Source organism: Paenibacillus sp. FSL H8-0122, assembly GCF_038005345.1.
GTDB lineage: Bacteria > Bacillota > Bacilli > Paenibacillales > Paenibacillaceae > Paenibacillus_AQ.
In genome coordinates this window covers 6396440-6413213 of sequence record NZ_JBBOTB010000001.1, presented here as the reverse complement: position 1 = coordinate 6413213, position 16774 = coordinate 6396440, and the positions used below count along the sequence as shown (strand labels likewise).

Annotated in this window: 12 protein-coding genes; 8 read left to right on the top strand and 4 right to left on the bottom strand. The window is 53.9% G+C overall.

The annotated features are described in order from the left end of the window. Positions 1 to 13: 13 nt before the first annotated feature. The 3 genes from NSS64_RS27350 to NSS64_RS27340 all read right to left on the bottom strand — a co-directional run bounded on the left by NSS64_RS27350 (position 14) and on the right by NSS64_RS27340 (position 3334). Positions 14 to 1120 (bottom strand): polysaccharide pyruvyl transferase family protein, encoded by a 1107-nt coding sequence (locus tag NSS64_RS27350; protein ID WP_341142208.1) that lies wholly within the window; start codon positions 1118 to 1120, stop codon positions 14 to 16. After that, complete coding sequence (locus NSS64_RS27345; protein WP_341142207.1) at positions 1117 to 2106, bottom strand: glycosyltransferase; 990 nt, start codon at positions 2104 to 2106, stop codon at positions 1117 to 1119. The genes NSS64_RS27350 and NSS64_RS27345 overlap by 4 nt, the downstream gene beginning before the upstream one ends. Before the next feature lie 352 nt (positions 2107 to 2458). Beyond that, positions 2459 to 3334, bottom strand: a complete 876-nt coding sequence (locus NSS64_RS27340; RefSeq protein ID WP_341142206.1) for an aldose 1-epimerase family protein — start codon at positions 3332 to 3334, stop codon at positions 2459 to 2461. 195 nt (positions 3335 to 3529) lie between these two features. Here NSS64_RS27340 and NSS64_RS27335 point away from each other — a divergent pair, with 195 nt between their 5' ends. The 8 genes from NSS64_RS27335 (at position 3530) to NSS64_RS27300 (ending at position 15725) form a co-directional block, all read left to right on the top strand. Continuing rightward, on the top strand, positions 3530 to 4759 hold the full coding sequence (locus NSS64_RS27335; RefSeq protein WP_341142205.1) for a Zn-dependent hydrolase: 1230 nt from the start codon (positions 3530 to 3532) through the stop codon (positions 4757 to 4759). Positions 4760 to 5758: 999 nt separating this feature from the next. After that, positions 5759 to 7345: an extracellular solute-binding protein gene (locus NSS64_RS27330; protein WP_341142204.1), complete on the top strand. Its 1587-nt coding sequence runs from the start codon at positions 5759 to 5761 to the stop codon at positions 7343 to 7345. A 146-nt stretch (positions 7346 to 7491) separates the two neighbouring features. Continuing rightward, positions 7492 to 8349 carry an ABC transporter permease gene (locus NSS64_RS27325; RefSeq protein WP_445667857.1) on the top strand — a complete coding sequence of 286 codons (858 nt, stop codon included), beginning with the start codon at positions 7492 to 7494 and terminating at the stop codon, positions 8347 to 8349. Positions 8350 to 8362: 13 nt separating this feature from the next. After that, entirely contained in the window at positions 8363 to 9247 is an 885-nt protein-coding gene (locus tag NSS64_RS27320) for a carbohydrate ABC transporter permease (protein ID WP_209994071.1), read from the top strand. A gap of 53 nt (positions 9248 to 9300) precedes the next feature. Further along, positions 9301 to 11634, top strand: a complete 2334-nt coding sequence (locus NSS64_RS27315; protein ID WP_341142202.1) for a helix-turn-helix domain-containing protein — start codon at positions 9301 to 9303, stop codon at positions 11632 to 11634. Between the two features lie 18 nt (positions 11635 to 11652). Beyond that, positions 11653 to 12789 (top strand): glycoside hydrolase family 88 protein, encoded by a 1137-nt coding sequence (locus NSS64_RS27310; protein WP_341142201.1) that lies wholly within the window; start codon positions 11653 to 11655, stop codon positions 12787 to 12789. A gap of 101 nt (positions 12790 to 12890) precedes the next feature. Next, positions 12891 to 13637: a class I SAM-dependent methyltransferase gene (locus NSS64_RS27305; RefSeq protein ID WP_341142200.1), complete on the top strand. Its 747-nt coding sequence runs from the start codon at positions 12891 to 12893 to the stop codon at positions 13635 to 13637. Positions 13638 to 14318: 681 nt separating this feature from the next. Further along, a complete protein-coding gene (locus NSS64_RS27300; protein WP_341142199.1) occupies positions 14319 to 15725 on the top strand; it encodes a transposase in 1407 nt (468 codons plus the stop codon). A 220-nt stretch (positions 15726 to 15945) separates the two neighbouring features. Here NSS64_RS27300 and NSS64_RS27295 read toward each other — a convergent pair whose 3' ends face one another. Beyond that, entirely contained in the window at positions 15946 to 16773 is an 828-nt protein-coding gene (locus NSS64_RS27295) for a carbohydrate ABC transporter permease (protein ID WP_339252930.1), read from the bottom strand. Position 16774: the final 1 nt, after the last annotated feature.

Genomic DNA, 16774 nt, shown 5'->3' with positions numbered 1-16774 from the left:
TCTTGTGCTTATCTTAAGCGGTAACGATAGACGAAGCAGGTTCTTCAGCGCTGCTATTCGACATGGCTTCAATAATTTGGTTGTAATGCTGGACCGAGAATTCATTATTGTACCGTGGGCGCTCAAGCGTCTTCAGTTCTTCCAGCAATGCCGGGATTTGCTTCACATCGTTCGTGAATTTCACATAGCCCAGATGCTTGATCCATTCGTAGCTGCCTACGACCTTATAATTGTAATTCCCCAGCGCAATACAAGGCGTGGACGTAATCGCTGCAAAAATCATCCCGTGCAGCCGGTCCGTAATCACAACCTCGGCCTCTTTGAACTGATTCCATAAGGTATTCAGCTCGTGATCCCGGTCTTCCAGGGAGACAGGGCGGAGGATGCAGGTGTCCGTGAAGGTAGTTGTGCTGTAGTGCTTGGAGGTGTACTCCTGGATGACCTTCTTATCCTGGTCGCTGAAAATACTCTCCTTATCGGCTCTAATGCACAGAAGGGCACCGTGGCGCTCCTTGGGAGGGTCAGTGATGTCCAGGGACATGACAATGTCCGGCGTTAACAGCACTGCGTTGTTTCTGAAACCTGCTTTCATAATTTCGTACGACGTTGCCTCTCTGGCGACCAGCGTGAGGTCTTTGTGGGAGCCATAGAGGTCCTGTGTCTTCTTGAACTCCGCGCGCCCAAGCTCGGTATCTCCGAAGTAGATGGTCTGCGGGAAGACGATGATTTTGTTATTCGGGAACTCGGAGATAATCTTGCGGCGTACCTCTTCCTCGCGGAAATACTCGATTCCGAAGTTGCCGCCGCCTTGAAGCACGAAGATATCCTCCGGCGAACAGAATTCCTCCAGGCACTTCATGTTATGCATCAGCCGGTTGGCTACAATCTCTATGAGCGTATAGTCGGGAAAAGCTTTCCGCAAAAAATTCATCTGCGCATAAGTGATGGCGTGATCGCCCAGATTGTCATGCTCGGGGGAGCCGACGACGTAAATGGCTTTTGTCTTGTCTTTATATGCATTCCGGTAGCTCAGATAGCCCTTATAATATTGATAGACGGGAATATTGCTTACATAATTGCGGAAAGACAGCGGCAGGATCTTCTCAAGGGCTTGGCTCATATCATATTACTTCCCTTCAAACGGAGTTTGGAATAATACAGCATTTTGTATACCGTGGAGCTGGTCATAATCAGCAGGGCAGCGGTCTTCATCTCCCGGCGGAGAATGCGGTTGCGCAGGATCGCGGAGGTATGCTTGCTCAGGAACCCGCCCAGCTCGGCCAGATATTCCTTGTTAACTGCAGTCTCGCCGGTAATCAGCTGGAAGTTGCACAGCTCAATGCCTTCCGTTACCGTCCGGGATAACGAGATTTCTTTGGCGATCGGATAGTTTTTATCCTGAATCGTCTCGTAGATCTCCAGCGCCGCGCAATAGCGGTCGTAATATTTCCGGTTGTTCATCGCTCCGGTGATGCTGTCGCTTCGCTTCAGATACAGATATTTGGGGGAATCCAGCGAGACGGTCTTGTTCGCCTGGAGGAATAATTTATAGGTGGTAAAAATGTCCTCGAAATACCGGCCGACCGGGTATCTCACCTGGCTGAACAGCTCGGCCTTGTACAGCTTATCCCAGGCAAGGTTCTGGATCTCGGTATCCTCCAGCAGCTTGTCGAGGGCATGCGCATTATCGTATACACGCACCTGGTGCGTGAAGGACTTTTCCAGCTTGACATCATCCTGCACCTCGCAATGACCGCATACAGCGATATCTGCATTGTGGGCGGTGATGAGTCCGTACAGGGCTTCGTACATGTCCGGTTCGATCCAGTCATCGCTGTCGACGAACCCGATATACCGGCCCTCTGCCACATCAATTCCATAGTTGCGGGCATCGGACAATCCGCCGTTCTGCTTATGAATGACGACGACACGCGGGTCCAGCTCCTTGTAATACTCGCAAATCTCGCCGCACTTATCGGGTGATCCGTCATTGACCAGAATCAATTCAAAGCTGCGGAAGGTCTGCGCCAATATCGAATCCACACACTTCCTCAGGTACAGTTCCACGTTGTAGATAGGCACAATAATACTTATCTCTGGCTTCACTCGAGCAGTCACTTCCTTTCCCGGTTCTGATTCGGGTCTACGCGTCACTATATTTGTGATAATCTTACTATCCGGGTCAAAAGGTTGTATATACTACTAAAGTGTACTTATCGTATGCAGAAATGCCGGAAACACGGCGAAAGCGCTTCATTTAAAGCGGTGTGTAAGGCGTATGTAATCAGGGATCACGGTACTCCGCAGCAGCAAGTAGAAACGGTACCGTCCTTTTAAAGGACGGTACCGTTTCAGCGAGAAATAGAAGGATAATGTATAGCGTGAAACATAAAAATCCTTATATTTCAAAATAGCCCCACAAAGTGGGGCTATAGCTAAACATAGAATGTAGGCAAGGTCAGTTAAAGGTAATCATCAGCGAGCTTGTAAAATGGCCCTCCGCCGGCAGGGAGATCACGCCTTGTTTCTCCTGGATACCGCCGGTGAAGCCTTCGCTGTCCGCTACGCCATGCCAGGGCTCAATGCACAGAAACGGTGCATTCTTCGGCTGCCAGATGCCGAGATCGGGGAAGCCCGTGAAGGCGACCGTTACGCTCCGGTCAGACTGTCTGCTTTTCAGGGCAACCGATTTGGACTGGACATTGCGGAAGACGAGGGCGTCATGCGCGAACATCTCGTGGTTCAGCGGCATCTTGTTATCCCCGCCGAGCATGGCCTCGCTCTGGCCCGGCGTGATCAGGCCGGACTCATTCAGGAACAGGCGCTCCAGGTGCTCCGTCTGCTCAAATTCAAGGTAATAGTCGGTGAAGCTGCCTTCTCCGCCAATCGGGCAGTTAAACGCCGGATGGGTGCCTAGCTGGAAGTACATCTCCCCATCACCGGGATTCTCCACCCGGTAGCCGATATCCAGTGTGCTTCCGCTTAGAGTATAGGTCAGATATAGATGGAACGGATACGGGTAGCTGGCCAGCGTGTCCGCACTGTGGGACAGCCGGAAGACCGCCTGTGACTCGCTTGTCTCCACCAGCGTAAATTCGCTGCGTCTGGCGAAGCCGTGGCGGGCCAGCGGATAGGCCTCCCCGTTCACCCGGACCGCTTCGCCTGCGGCTGCCCCGATCATCGGGAACAGCACCGGGGAACGGCCTGTCCAATAGGCGGCGTCTCCGCTCCATATATATTCAGTGTCTGTATCGGTTCTTCTGAAGCTGACCAGCTCGGCACCGAGTGAACTGATCTCGGCCACGGCAGCTCCGCTGCGTAAAATAGTATTCATACTTTTACCCCTCTCGTCCTGCAATATGTAATCCTGATGTCTCATATTCTAACAGACTTCCCCGCAGGTGCCAGCAAATAACGGAAATTCTCCGGCCTATAATTTTTACAGTATGTACAATGACAAACAGGTGGAATTCGTTAACATATAAGGATAGCAATCATTCCATATCAGCGGAAACGGGGGAATAAGCCGATGCAGGTGAAGCAACTATTGGTGAACGGTGAGCGGCTGAAGAATACCATTGAGGCCTTTGCCGATTTCGGGCGGACAGACCATAACGGCGTCACCCGGCTGTCGCTGTCGGAGCAGGATGTGCGGGTACGCGGCTATTTCACTGCCTGCTGCGAAGAGCTGGGCATGAGCGTGAAGGCGGATGATCTGGGCAATATGTATGCCACTCTGGCTGGCAGTGAAGAGGGGCCGCCCATAGTGATGGGCTCACATCTGGATACTGTCAAGAAGGGCGGCAGATTCGACGGTGTGCTCGGGGTGATTGCAGGCCTTGAGGTAGTGAGAACCTTGGTGGATCAAGGGATTCGGCCCCGGTTGCCTGTCACGGTGATGAACTTCACCAATGAGGAAGGTGCCCGCTTCGAGCCGTCTATGATGGCATCAGGCGTCTTGTCCGGCAAGTTCGATAAGACGGCTATGCTGGAGAAGAAGGATGCGGAGGGGACTAGCTTCGGCGAGGCGCTAGAGGCCAGCGGTTACGCCGGGGAGGCGGAGAACCGGATCAGCGAAGCGGCCGCTTATCTGGAGCTGCATATTGAGCAGGGCCCTGTGCTGGAGAAGGAGAACGTTAAGATCGGTCTGGTTGACTGTGTTGTGGGCATGGCCTGCTATGAGATTGAAGTGACCGGGGAGTCGGATCATGCCGGGACTACGCCGATGAATATGCGCCGGGATGCGCTGTTTGCCGCTACGGATATTATTACGGAGCTGCGCCGCAAGCTGGCGGTGCTGGACCCTGAGCTGGTCTACACGATGGGCCGGATGAACGTACTGCCGAATATCCATACTGTGATTCCAAACAAGGTGATCTTCACCGTGGAAGCGAGACATAAGGATATGGAGGTCGTCCGGGAGGTTGAAGCGATCATCAACGGCCTGCCGGAGGAGCTGCTGGAATGCAGCGTATCGAAGACGAAGCTGTGGGGCCGCGACACGGTATGGTTCGATCCGGGGATCTGTGCGCTGGTGGAGCAGGCTGCGCAGAAGCTGGGCTACAGCAACCGGAAGCTGGCCAGCGGCGCAGGGCATGATGCCCAGTTCGTGGCCGGGTTCCTGCCGTCGGCGATGATTTTCGTCCCAAGTGTGAACGGGAAAAGCCATTGCGAGGAAGAGCTCACCTCCTATGAGGATTGTGAGATGGGCGTGAATGTGGTGCTGGAGACGGTGATGTCGGTACTATCCCGCGCCTGAGCGGCGGGCAGGGCAAGCTACGCCGGATTAGGCGAATTCCATAGATTGGCGATGAAGACACTTAACGGTGTCTTTTTTCGTGTTGGTGAAGGTGTGTGGGCCGAATGTATGTCAAAAACCGAACACATTTGGCTTCACGAGGGCAACCGGGCCGATTGTATGTCAAAAACCGAACACATTTGGCTTCATGAAGGCAACCGGGCCGATTGTATGTCAAAAACCGAACACATTTGGCCTCACGAAGGCAACCGGGCCGATTGTATGTCAAAAACCGATTACAATGGGAGCGGTGGCGGCATGTAGGCCAAATGTAATCGAAAAACCGATTACAATCGGACGGGGAGGCGGCGCGTGGGCCAAATGTAATCGAAAAACCGATTACAATGGGACCGGCGGCGTGTAGGCCAAATATAATCGAAAAACCGATTATAATGTGCTGGCGCGAAGTGCACGGGCCGAATGCAGCCCAAAGGGAGAATGTGGAGCACTACTGAACTAGAATCCGCCGGATACGGGCGGTACATGGTCCTCCCCTAGCAGGGCTGACCGCCTAGGTTAAGTTAACTCTAGCTGTAAAGTTAAGGGGAAAGTGACGAAGGGGAATTTTGGAACTGTAGGAGCGGGAGCGTCCGCCTTTGTATTTGAATTTCTACCGCGAACAGCGGTTCTGATTAGGAAATTCAAATTGGGCAGCAGCCGGAAGTCCAAAACTTCTCTGGAGCCGCGGCTCATCCCAAAACGCAAAAATTCCTTAGCTCAATCTCTCTACACAGATTCAATCCCAATTTCTCAACATCCGTATACAATTCCTGTGCTGGACAGGCTATAAGCAAGATATCGATATCGCAGCAAGAATGGGAGATAGTCAAGGCGGGGGCGGAAACGTTAAGTTAGATGGGCGGGAGGGCAGAACACAGCAGAACGGCGATCGAATCGAACCGAATCGTTCACCTCCGGCAGCTGCATATCAATTACGAACATATGGGGGAGATGAGGAGGATGAAGAGCTCTTGGAGAAGACGGATGCTGCTGAGTGCCAGCCTGCTGCTGGTGGTAAGCGGACTGGCAGGCTGCTCGGGCGGCGCGGACGGCAACAAGAATACAGAGGGAGCAGCAGCGGATGAGCCGACACCGGTCTCGATCTGGGCGTCGCTGAACACGAATGTCTCGATTACGCTGAAGAATATGAGTGAGATTACGGCGATTAAGGAATGGGAGAAGAAGACCAACATTAAGACGGAATTCCAGCACCCGGCGGTCGGGGCGGAGACGGAGCAGTTCAACGTCATGCTGGCATCCAACAAGCTGCCGGATGTGATGTTTGTCTACGGCGATTACTCCAAGCTGTTCACGGACGGCAGCATCATTAAGCTGAATGATCTGATCGACCAGTACGCGCCTAACCTGAAGAAGATTCTGGACGAGAATCCCGAGGTGGCAAAGCAGCTGAAAGCGGATAACGGCGACATCTATGCCATCCCGCATCTGCGGCTGGGCAAGTACAAGACCTTCGGCGGCATGTTCATCCGCCAGGACTGGCTGGATGAATTGAAGCTGCCGCAGCCGGAGACGATTGCCGAATGGGAGACGGTGCTGAAGGCCTTCAAGGAGAACAAGGGCGTCACCGCTCCGCTCCTGTACGGCGCTCCGCCCAAGCTGACGACGATGGGCCCGGCGGCCGCGAATTTCCTGGAAGCTTACGGCATCACGAATACGATCTTCCTCAAGGACGGCAAGGTGGCATTCGGACCGGTCGAGCCGGAATTCAAGGAGTTCCTGACCACCTTCCACCGCTGGTATCAGGAGGGGCTGATCGATCCTGACTTCGCTACCAACGATCAGAAGACCTTTGATGCCAAGATTCTGAGCGGCCAGGCCGGTGCCTTCTTCACTTACATCGGCGGTGGCATCGGGCGTTATCTGCCCGCCCTTCAGGAGAAGGAGCCAGAGGCTAATCTTACGGCCGTCCAGTTCCCAGTAGTGAACAAGGGCGATGAGCCGATGTTCACCGGCCGGTCCTGGGAGTGGAGCGGTGCCGGAGCAACGATCACCAAGAGCAACAAGCACCCGGAGGAGACCGTGAAGGCACTGGATTATTTCTTCAGTGAAGAAGGCCATATGCTGAAGAACTTCGGCGTAGAAGGCGTGACGTACACGATGAAGGACGGGTATCCGACTTACACGGATGAGATTCTGAAGAATCCGGACGGGTTGTCGGTGGTTCAGGCGATGGCGAAGCATTTCATTGCCAACTATCCGTTTGTCGGGGAGGATGACGACCGGTACAACGAGCAGTATTACCAGTACCAGCAGCAGAAGGACGCGGTGACGCTCTTTTCCAAATACAGTGACAACACGCTTAAGGTCGGTCTTCCTCCGGTCAGCCTGACTACAGAGGAATCCAGTGAGTACAGCAAAATCATGAGTGACATCACCACCTACCGCGATGAAATGTTCATTAAGTTCGTCATCGGTGCGGAGCCGCTGGAGAACTTCGATAAGTTCACGGCCCAGATCAACAAGTTCAATGTGAAGCGGGCGATTGAAATTCAGCAGGCGGCGGTAGACCGCTACAACGCAAGATAAATCAGGATGAAGGCTACCTGCGGAGCGGCAGATTGAGCTACTAGCGCCCCCGCAGGCTAGTCCTGCAAAAGAAAGGAGGGAGACTTGTGACCCGGAAGTTATCCCTGGTATGGCTGAATTACAAGCGAAATAAAGTGATCTATTGGATGGCGCTCCCCGTGGTTTTGTATTTTCTGGTCTTCAAGTATCTGCCGATGTATGGTGCGGTCATCGCGTTCAAGGAATATACCGTCGGCAAGGGCATCTGGGGCAGTGAGTGGGTGGGGCTGCAGCATTTCCGCGATTTTTTTCAGAGCTATTATTTCTGGCGGGTGCTCAAAAACACACTGATTCTCAGCTTCTACCAACTGTTGTTCGGCTTCCCGGCCCCGATCCTGCTGGCGCTGCTGCTCAATGAGCTGAGGCATGAAATATTCAAGCGTACGGTGCAGACGGTCTCTTATATTCCCCACTTCATCTCTCTGGTGGTCATTTGCGGGATGGTGGTCGATTTCTCTTCCCGTGACGGGCTGTTCAATTCGATCATTACGTTCTTCGGCGGGGAGAGCAGCGCGCTGCTGAGTGAGCCGGGGAATTTCCGCACGATCTATACGGCTTCCTCCATCTGGCAGGAGCTTGGATTCTCGACCATTATTTATCTGGCTGCGCTCAGCGGAATTAACCCGGAGCTCTACGATGCGTCGAAGGTGGACGGGGCCAGCCGGATACGCCGGGTATGGCATATTACGCTGCCGGGCATTATCCCGATGATTGTGATTCTGCTGATTCTGCGCATAGGCGGGCTGATGGAGATCGGCTTTGAGAAGGTGATCCTGCTCTATAACCCCAATGTCTACGATACAGCGGATGTCATCTCCACCTTCGTCTACCGCAAGGGGATCAGCGAGAGTGCAGAGTTCAGCTACACTACGGCGGTCGGCCTGTTCCAGTCGCTGGTCAATTTCATTTTGCTCATAGGCGCTAACCGGCTCTCCAAGGCCGTATCTGACAATAAGCTGTTCTAAGCGGGGGATTCTCATGACCATTCAACGAACAATAGGCGAAAAACTGTTTGACAGCCTCAATGTGCTGCTCATGGTTCTGCTTATTATCATCACCTTGTATCCGCTGTGGCATGTGCTGAATGCCTCGTTAAGCGACTCCAACCGGCTAATGGCCCATAGCGGGCTGCTGCTGCTCCCGGACGGGTTCAATCTGGACAGCTACAAGCTGGTGCTCAGTAATCCGAGCATTCTCTCCGGCTACCGGAATACGCTGGTGATCGTAGTGCTGGGCACGGCGCTCAATTTGCTTTTTACCATCCTGGGGGCCTATACTCTCTCCCGCAAAAGCTTCATGCTGCGCAATCCGATCATGCTGGCCATTGTATTCACCATGTTCTTCAACGGCGGGATTATCCCGACCTACCTGCTGATTAACAATACGCTCCACCTCGGCAATAACCTGCTGGCGCTGATTGTACCCGGGCTGGTCAGCAGTTATAATCTGATCATTATGCGTACAGCCTTTCAGGGGATATCCGAGAGTCTGCTGGAATCGGCCAGAATAGACGGTGCGGGGGAGATGCGCATTCTGTGGCGGATTGTGGTACCTTTATCGATGCCGGTCATTGCGGTCATGATTCTGTTCTACGGGGTAGGCCACTGGAACTCCTGGTTCAGCGCCATTCTGTATATCCGCGACCGTGATTTGTATCCGCTTCAATTGGTGCTGAGGGAGATTCTGATCCAGAATAGTACGGATTCGATGACCACTTCGGCAGCTATGGGCGACAAGGAAGCAATCGGAGAAAGTGTGAAGTATGCAACGGTGATGGTGGCTACGCTGCCGATTCTGTTTATATATCCGTTTTTACAGAAGTATTTTGTGAAGGGCGTCATGATCGGCGCAATCAAGGAATAGACCGGAGCCGCACCAGCACTGTACCCACATCATGAACAAGGAGGAGGAGCGCCATGAAAAAGAAAAGCATCCTGCTGTCCTGGAGCCTCTCTTATCTGGTCATCCTGCTCATTCCCGTCACTATTGGGGCGGCTGTCTTTGCGGAGTCCCGCAATCTGCTGAAGGAAGAGGTGAACCGTTCCAACATGGTGCTGCTGTCCCAGGTGCAGGAGACCATCGACAGCCAGACCCAGGATATCAGCAGTATCAGCAGCCAGCTCATGGCCGATTCCCAGCTGAGCAGCTTCATCAACCACGCCTCCGAGCAGGATGCCAGATGGCGGCTGATGGGGCTGGAGCTGATCAAGAACCTCAAGTCGATCCGGATCGGGAACGGGCTCATCCGCGAGCTGTACATCTATGTGAAGTCTTCGGATGTGGCGCTGTCCTCCTCTTCGCTGGTATCCAAGAAGCTGCTGTATGACATTTACTATGAGGGGACCGGGGTAAGCGGGCCGGAGTGGACCCGGCTGATGCAGGAGTCAGACCAGAGTGTCTTCCGCAAAATGAAGGTCCTCAGCGAAGACCGCCGCATTGAAGAAACGCTGGTCTATCTGCAGCCGTTCCCGGTTCAGGTGTCGCAGAGCAGCCCGGCGACCTTTGTGGTGATGCTGGACCCGGAACGTTTCCAGCAGGCGATCAACAATGTGCGGCTGGAGCCGGAGAGTATTGTATTCATCCTGGACCGTGACGGGCGAACGCTGTTCTCCACAGGCACCGTTGAAACCCCTTACACGATACATCAATACTTGCAGCAAAATAAGGATAGCGGACGGCGGACCGGCACGGCCGACTGGAACGGGGAATCGGTGACGGTCTCACAAATATCCTCTAGTGTTGAGGATTGGCAGTATGTCTCTATCGTTCCGACCCGGATCTATGCCAAGAAGCTGATGGTGATCCGCAGTATCACCTTCGCCGGTGTGGCTGCTGTTCTGCTGCTGGGCGGCATCGCTGCCTGGTGGTTCACCCGCCGGAATTACCGGCCGCTTGGCCGGATTATGAGTATTATCTCCGACAAGGTTAAGGGGAAGCTGGAGCAGCCGGATGACGAGTTCGGCATCCTGCAGACGGTGCTGACCCGGGCCTGGGAGGAGCAGGACCAGTTCGCCACGCGGCTGAAGGAGCAGCAGACGATGGTACGCAGCAGCTTCCTGGCGAGACTGCTGAAGGGACGGGTACAGCCGGGAGAAGGTCTTGCCGGGGAGATGGAGCGTCTGGGCCTCCCGCTAGAGAGCGATGCCTTTGCGGTCCTGCTGGTACACATAGAGAATTATGAGGGTCTGTTCCGCACACGGGCCCCGGAGGATGAGGAGGGGAAGCGCCAGTTCGTCCATCTGATCCTTACCAATGTGCTGGAGGAGCTGCTGGGCCCGGCAGGTCCGGTCTATTCCGCAGAGATGGATGGACGGATTGCGCTGCTGGTCAATCTCCGGGGAAATACGGCGGACGCAGTGCCGGAGCTGATCCGGGCGACCGGGGAGGCGCAGCATTTCATCCAATCACGCTTCCTGATCTATTTCTCCGTTGGCGTGAGCAGTGTCCACACCTCTCTGGCAGACATCTCCGCCTGCTTCCGGGAGTCGGAGGAGGCGCTGGAATACCGGCTGATTCTCGGCATCGGCCAGATTATTGACCAGGACCGCATCCGGCAGCCCAAGGAGGAGCTGTATTATCCGCTCGATCTGGAACGTCAGCTGGTCAATTATATTGCCACAGGGAACTATGCCCGCTCCACCGAGGTGATGAATGAAATTCTGATGACTAATTTTGCCGGGGAGCCCTTATCCGTTGAGCTGGCCCGCTGTCTGATGTTCGAGCTGATCGGGACCATGCTGAAGGCCACAGAGCAGATCAAGACGGATGACCAGAAGGAACTGACCCGGCGCAACGAGCTGATCCGGCGGCTGTTCGTCTGTGAGACCTTCGAGGAGATGGAGACGGAGCTGCTGCAGATTCTGGAGACGGTCTGCCAGATGGTGCATGAACGCAAGCGTTCCCATAACACCGAGCTGAAGGAGCAGCTCCTGGAATTCATTCATGAGAATTACAATGATGTGAATCTGGGACTGACCCATATCTCGGAACGCTTCCGGTTCCATCCTACGTATGTCTCGAAGTATTTCAAGGAACAGACCGGCACCAATGTTATTGACTATATCAACCAGTACCGGATTGAAGAGGCCAAGCGGATTCTGGAGGCTGATGAACTGAATGTGCAGGAGGTCTCAGAGCGTGTGGGCTTCCTGAACAGCAATTCCTTCATCCGTGTGTTCAAGAAATATGAGGGGATCACTCCGGGCCAGTATAAACAGGCCAATCGGCTGATCCAGAACGATAATGTATAACAAGGAGGATATACTGACATGTGGCAACAAGCGATTGAGGATGCACTACGCGTAACGAAACGTAATATTACAAGATTCGGGGACCGGTTCCCCCATGTGAGTGCCGGGGATGAGCATTATACACTGAATGACAATACCGAGTGGACGGCAGGCTTCTGGTCCGGCATCCTCTGGCTCTGCTCCGAGTACAGTGAAGATCCGATCTATCGCGAGCAGGCGTTAAGCACCGTCCAGAGCTTCCGCCGCCGTATGGACCAGAAGATCATCTTCGATCATCATGATATTGGCTTCCTGTACTCTTTGTCCTCCAAGGCCCAGTGGATTATCGAACGGGATGAAGGCGCCAGACAGCTTACGCTGGAAGCGGCTGATATGCTGATGAAGCGCTGGCGCGAAGGGCCCCGCCTGATCCAGGCCTGGGGACGGGAGGGCGATGCCGTTAACGGTGGACGGATCATTATCGACTGTCTGCTTAATCTGCCGCTATTGCTATGGGCGCATGAGCAGACCGGCAATGAGTCTTACCGGCGGGTAGCCGAGCTTCATGCGCTGAAGTCCCGCCGCTTCCTGGTGCGCGGGGATGATTCCAGCTATCATACCTTCTACTTCGATCCGGCCACCGGAGACGCCATCCGCGGCGGGACCCATCAGGGCTACAGGGACGGCTCCACCTGGACGCGCGGGCAGGCTTGGGGTATCTATGGCTTCGCCCTGATCAGCCGGTATCTGAAGAGCGCGGAGATGCTGGATACGGCGAAGCGGCTGGGCCGTTACTTCGTGGCCCATCTGCCGGAGGATGGGGTCGCGTATTGGGACTTCGACGTTCCCGTTGAACCGGGAACGAAGCGCGACAGCTCGGCATCGGCCATTGCCGCCTGCGGGCTGCTGGAGATTGCGGCGCAGCTGGAGGCTGGCGACCCGGAGCGCCAATTCTTCCAGGAAGCGGGGGAGGCGTCGGTGAGAGCACTGGCGGAGCATTATTCGACCCATGGCAGCGATCAGGCCGAGGGTCTGCTGGAGCATGGCGCATATTCCGCCAGAGCCGGGGATTCGCCGGATGATTACACGATCTGGGGCGATTATTATTATCTGGAGGCGCTGATGCGGCTGGAACGGGGGATTCCGGGGTATTGGTATGAGCGGCCGGTGCTATAGATCCCAGCTATGTGGGATGGCGGTTTCCACACCCGGCCTTGATAATCAGTACATGACCTATTGTGGTTATGTACCGATTATTATTTTCGGAGGGGATGGAATTGAAGGACAGCATGAGCGGGGCAGCCAGCCCTTGGGAGCAGGCAGACGGGGATCAGTATGTGCAGAATATCAGCCGCAAAATCCCCGGATACGCGCTGCAATATGACTTGTTGGATACGCTGATTACAGCGCGGCTGGAGGAGCGGGAGAAGCAGGAGAAGCAGCAGGAAAAGCCAAGACTGTTGGTCGTGGGAGCAGGTGGGGGCCAGGAGATATTGAAGCTGGGCCTGAGCCATCCCGGCTGGAGCTTCATCGGGCTGGAGCCCTCGCCGGGCATGCTCCGCACGGCTGAACAACGGCTTGGCGCAGCGGGGCTGATGGACCGGGTAGAGCTATATCCGGTCGAGCTTGCGGCGTGGCGCAGCTGCGTCCTGTATGATGCCGCAACTTGTATGCTGGTGCTGCACTTTGTGCAGGGGCGGGAGAACAAGCTGGCGCTGCTCCGCAGCATTGCCGCGCGGCTTCAGCCGGGCGCACCGATCTGCCTGTCTGCCATCTGCGGGGTGCCGGGTACGCCTGCATGGGAGCTTCAGATGGCGGGCTGGCGGCTGCATATGCTCGGGAACGGCATCGCGGAGGATGAGTGGCAGACCTTCGAGCAATCGTTCGGACTCACCTCCCATCTGCTCCCTGCCGCAGAGATGGAGAAGCTGCTGGAGGAGGCCGGGTTCACGGCCATATCCCGGTTCTTCGGCGCTTATCTGATTGACGGCTGGGTAGCGGTGAAGGCGGAGGATCAGCCGTAGGTCTTGCGGAGGTTTGGATAGCCAGAAGAAATGAGGAGCATCGGTGGGAAACTCATTTAATTCCAACTGGTCTGGTATCCGGGCTCGATTAATAGGCAATTGCACTTTGTACAACAGAATGCTGTAAAAAAGGCTTCGAAATAGGATCTATTGTACTCCGTACATTCGAATATTGAAAAAAGACCCTTTTTCAGCCAAATCACAACATTCCAATGTATGAAATACAATAGAATCGTATTTTATGGTCAGCGATGCGTTTTCTATTGCAGGAAATACAATCAGCTACTTGAGTGTAAGGGTAGAATTCGGCAACGGGTGCAGGTTCAGCCTAATATTAGCTCGAAGTTCATGTTCAGACTTTAATTTAATCAGAGATAAGTGTATTCTGTGCAACTAAAAACAGTGCAACCGAAGGCGTTCCTCTTCTAACTGTATTCTGTACAACTACATTTGCCCGGATGAGCTAAAATCCAGGTATAGAGGCATTTTACTTGCACGAAAGAGACAATTTCATAATTCAAAACCCTTGCTATACCTGGTTTTTTTGAGCATAGAAAAAGGAGTACCTCCCCAAATTCTCGAAGTTATAGGCGACGAAACCAACACCCGAGAAGAAAAGAGGTAATCCCCATCTATTCTATTCGACAAGAAGAACTGTTTTCCTTCGAGGAATTGCTCCAAATGAGTCCAGAAGATAAATACAGCCAAATCTTTGAACACTTACATTTAGCTCCAGTTCTGTTCGCACTAGGGAAAAAGAACCATCGCGGACGGCCTGAAAAATTAAACGTACCTGCCATGATCTACTCGCTGCTGATTGCAAAAATGGAGAACATCGAGTTTGTCTCTGCCCTGGTCCGGCGACTGAATCATAGCAACGAATTTCGAGTCCAGAGCCGGTTCACCGGCTCGGATAACATTCCAAGTCAGGCCTCCTATTCCCGTTTGATTCATGCGCTGGAGCAAACGGGAATGCTGGAACAACTTCAGGATCGCCTAGTCACGTCTGCCCTAGAAGAAGGCTTTGTGAGCGGAACCCATCTGGCTGTGGATTCCTCCATGGTCGAGGCTTGGGATTGCCAATTTAGCGAATCGGCCTCCAAGCGTCGTGCGGCTCGCCGGGGGCAAAAGGAAGGCGAAGCTTCGGTGGCCGAGCAAATTCAGCTCGAACATCCCGAGCCTGAGCTTAAGGTGGCGAACGAGCCGCTGAAGAAACCCAGATATAGCAAGCCCGGCCGTCCATCCCAGGCGGAAAAGGAACGTCGGCGCGAGGAAATGGAAGCCTATGAACAAAGTCTCGGACCGTTCCAGAAAACCATTGAAGCGATGTTGCCGTACCCGTACGATGAACTACTGACCGCGTTGCCCCGGCATGCTGCACGTTGTGACAAGAAAAATACGAAGGGCCGAATGACCAGCTATTACGGGTTCAAGGCGAATCTGCTGGTCGACACGGACAGCCAGTATATCCTCAGCGGCCTCTTTAGTTCGGCCAATCCGAATGACCAGCGTATGGCGGTCGTCCTTCTCAAAGGCCTGCTCCTGAAGTTTCCGATGCTAAAGGTCAAGCATATCTTGGGCGACAAGGGGTACGATTGCGCGGCGGTCTACCAGTTGATTCATTCGCTCGGCGCCTATCCTGCGATTTCCCTGATTCACCACAAAGACCCGCCTGCGGGAATGAATCTGGATTACACGCCGGTGTGCGCTCAAGGGCATGCGTACCGTTACGACAGTTTTGATGCCAAATATGAGACCCTGAAGTACACCCGGCCTAGTGAATGCAAAGGCTGTGCGCTTTCCGGTACCGAATGCCAAAAAGTGTTTAAAATTCGAATCCAAACGGATTTGCGTTTACACACCTATCCCGCCAGAGGTAGCGAAAGTTTTACAACACTGTACAAGAAGCGTACGGCCGTGGAGCGTGTATTTGCCTATCTCAAAGAGTATTTCGGGATGAAGCGCACACGCCACCGCGGTGTCCGGGCAAGTGTCGATTTCCAGCTCAGTACGCTCGCGTACAATTTGAGTAAGTTTGCGTTAGACAAATTGAACCAGCAGTTGAGGAATTCCCAGCAAATCGCCTGATTTTTTAAAAATGTGACCTTAGATTTTGGCCTAATCTTGCTATTTAACAAATTGAATTATGAAATTGACTCCGAAATACAGCTAAACAGAGATTGGGCGGCACATCCGTCGATTTAGTTGTACAGATTGCAATTAAGCTCAATTGAGCCTATCCCCTGGACCTGGATCGGGTGCGATCGGGCACTGCACCCCTCAGTAAGCGATGAGTTAAAAGTAATTTTCACCCCTTCACCGCCGAGCTGGCCACTCCTTCAATGATATATTTCTGGCCGAGCAGGAAGACGAGAATCATCGGGATGATCCCGGCGGTGGCGGCGGCCATCATGCCGTTGTAATCGACATTGTTCTCCAGGATGAAATTCTGCAGCCCGAGCGGAACGGTGAACAGATCCTGGTCAATCAGGAAGACGAGCGCGTTCTCATAGTCATTCCAGTGCCAGGAGAAGTCGATAATTGCCAGTGTCGCCAGCGAGGGCTTGGCCATCGGCAGGATGATCCGCGAGAAGATGCGGAAATGGCCGGCACCGTCGATGAAGGCGGCCTCCGAGATTTCATGAGGCACGGAGAGGAAGAACTGCCGCATCATGAATACGCCGAAGATGGTGAACATGCCGGGCAGAATCAGCGCCCAGTGGGTGTTATAGATGCCGGCCCAGTCGAACATGATGAACTTGGGCACGAACAGCACCTGCGGAGGAACCATCATCATGGACAGGTAGACCAGGAACATCGTATTGCGCCCCTTGAATTCAATCCGGGCAAAGCCGTAGGCCGCCAAGGCGGACAGGGAGACCGCACCGATGGTACTCAGCACAGCGACTTTAAGGGAATTCAGATAATAAGGCACGAAGCTGCCCTGGCCGGACCAGACTTTGATATGATGGCTCCAGTTGAAGTGGTCCGGAATCCACTGGATCGGATAGCGGAATACCTCTGCCGGGGTTTTGAAGGAGGTGCTGATCATCCAGAGGAAGGGCACAATCATGACGATGCTGAAGAACAGCATGATTAGGGTGGTGATGCTTTTGGTAACGATGGCTTTATTCATA

Bases quoted from the DNA above. Each gene is read 5' to 3' on its own strand.
- NSS64_RS27310 (WP_341142201.1), top strand. From the start codon at position 11,653: ATGTGGCAACAAGCGATTGAGGATGCACTACGCGTAACGAAACGTAAT.
- NSS64_RS27315 (WP_341142202.1), top strand. From the start codon at position 9,301: ATGAAAAAGAAAAGCATCCTGCTGTCCTGGAGCCTCTCTTATCTGGTC.
- NSS64_RS27300 (WP_341142199.1), top strand. From the start codon at position 14,319: ATGAGTCCAGAAGATAAATACAGCCAAATCTTTGAACACTTACATTTA.
- NSS64_RS27330 (WP_341142204.1), top strand. From the start codon at position 5,759: ATGAAGAGCTCTTGGAGAAGACGGATGCTGCTGAGTGCCAGCCTGCTG.
- NSS64_RS27335 (WP_341142205.1), top strand. From the start codon at position 3,530: ATGCAGGTGAAGCAACTATTGGTGAACGGTGAGCGGCTGAAGAATACC.
- NSS64_RS27325 (WP_445667857.1), top strand. From the start codon at position 7,492: ATGGCGCTCCCCGTGGTTTTGTATTTTCTGGTCTTCAAGTATCTGCCG.
- NSS64_RS27350 (WP_341142208.1), bottom strand. From the start codon at position 1,120: ATGAGCCAAGCCCTTGAGAAGATCCTGCCGCTGTCTTTCCGCAATTAT.
- NSS64_RS27295 (WP_339252930.1), bottom strand. From the start codon at position 16,773: ATGAATAAAGCCATCGTTACCAAAAGCATCACCACCCTAATCATGCTG.
- NSS64_RS27320 (WP_209994071.1), top strand. From the start codon at position 8,363: ATGACCATTCAACGAACAATAGGCGAAAAACTGTTTGACAGCCTCAAT.
- NSS64_RS27340 (WP_341142206.1), bottom strand. From the start codon at position 3,334: ATGAATACTATTTTACGCAGCGGAGCTGCCGTGGCCGAGATCAGTTCA.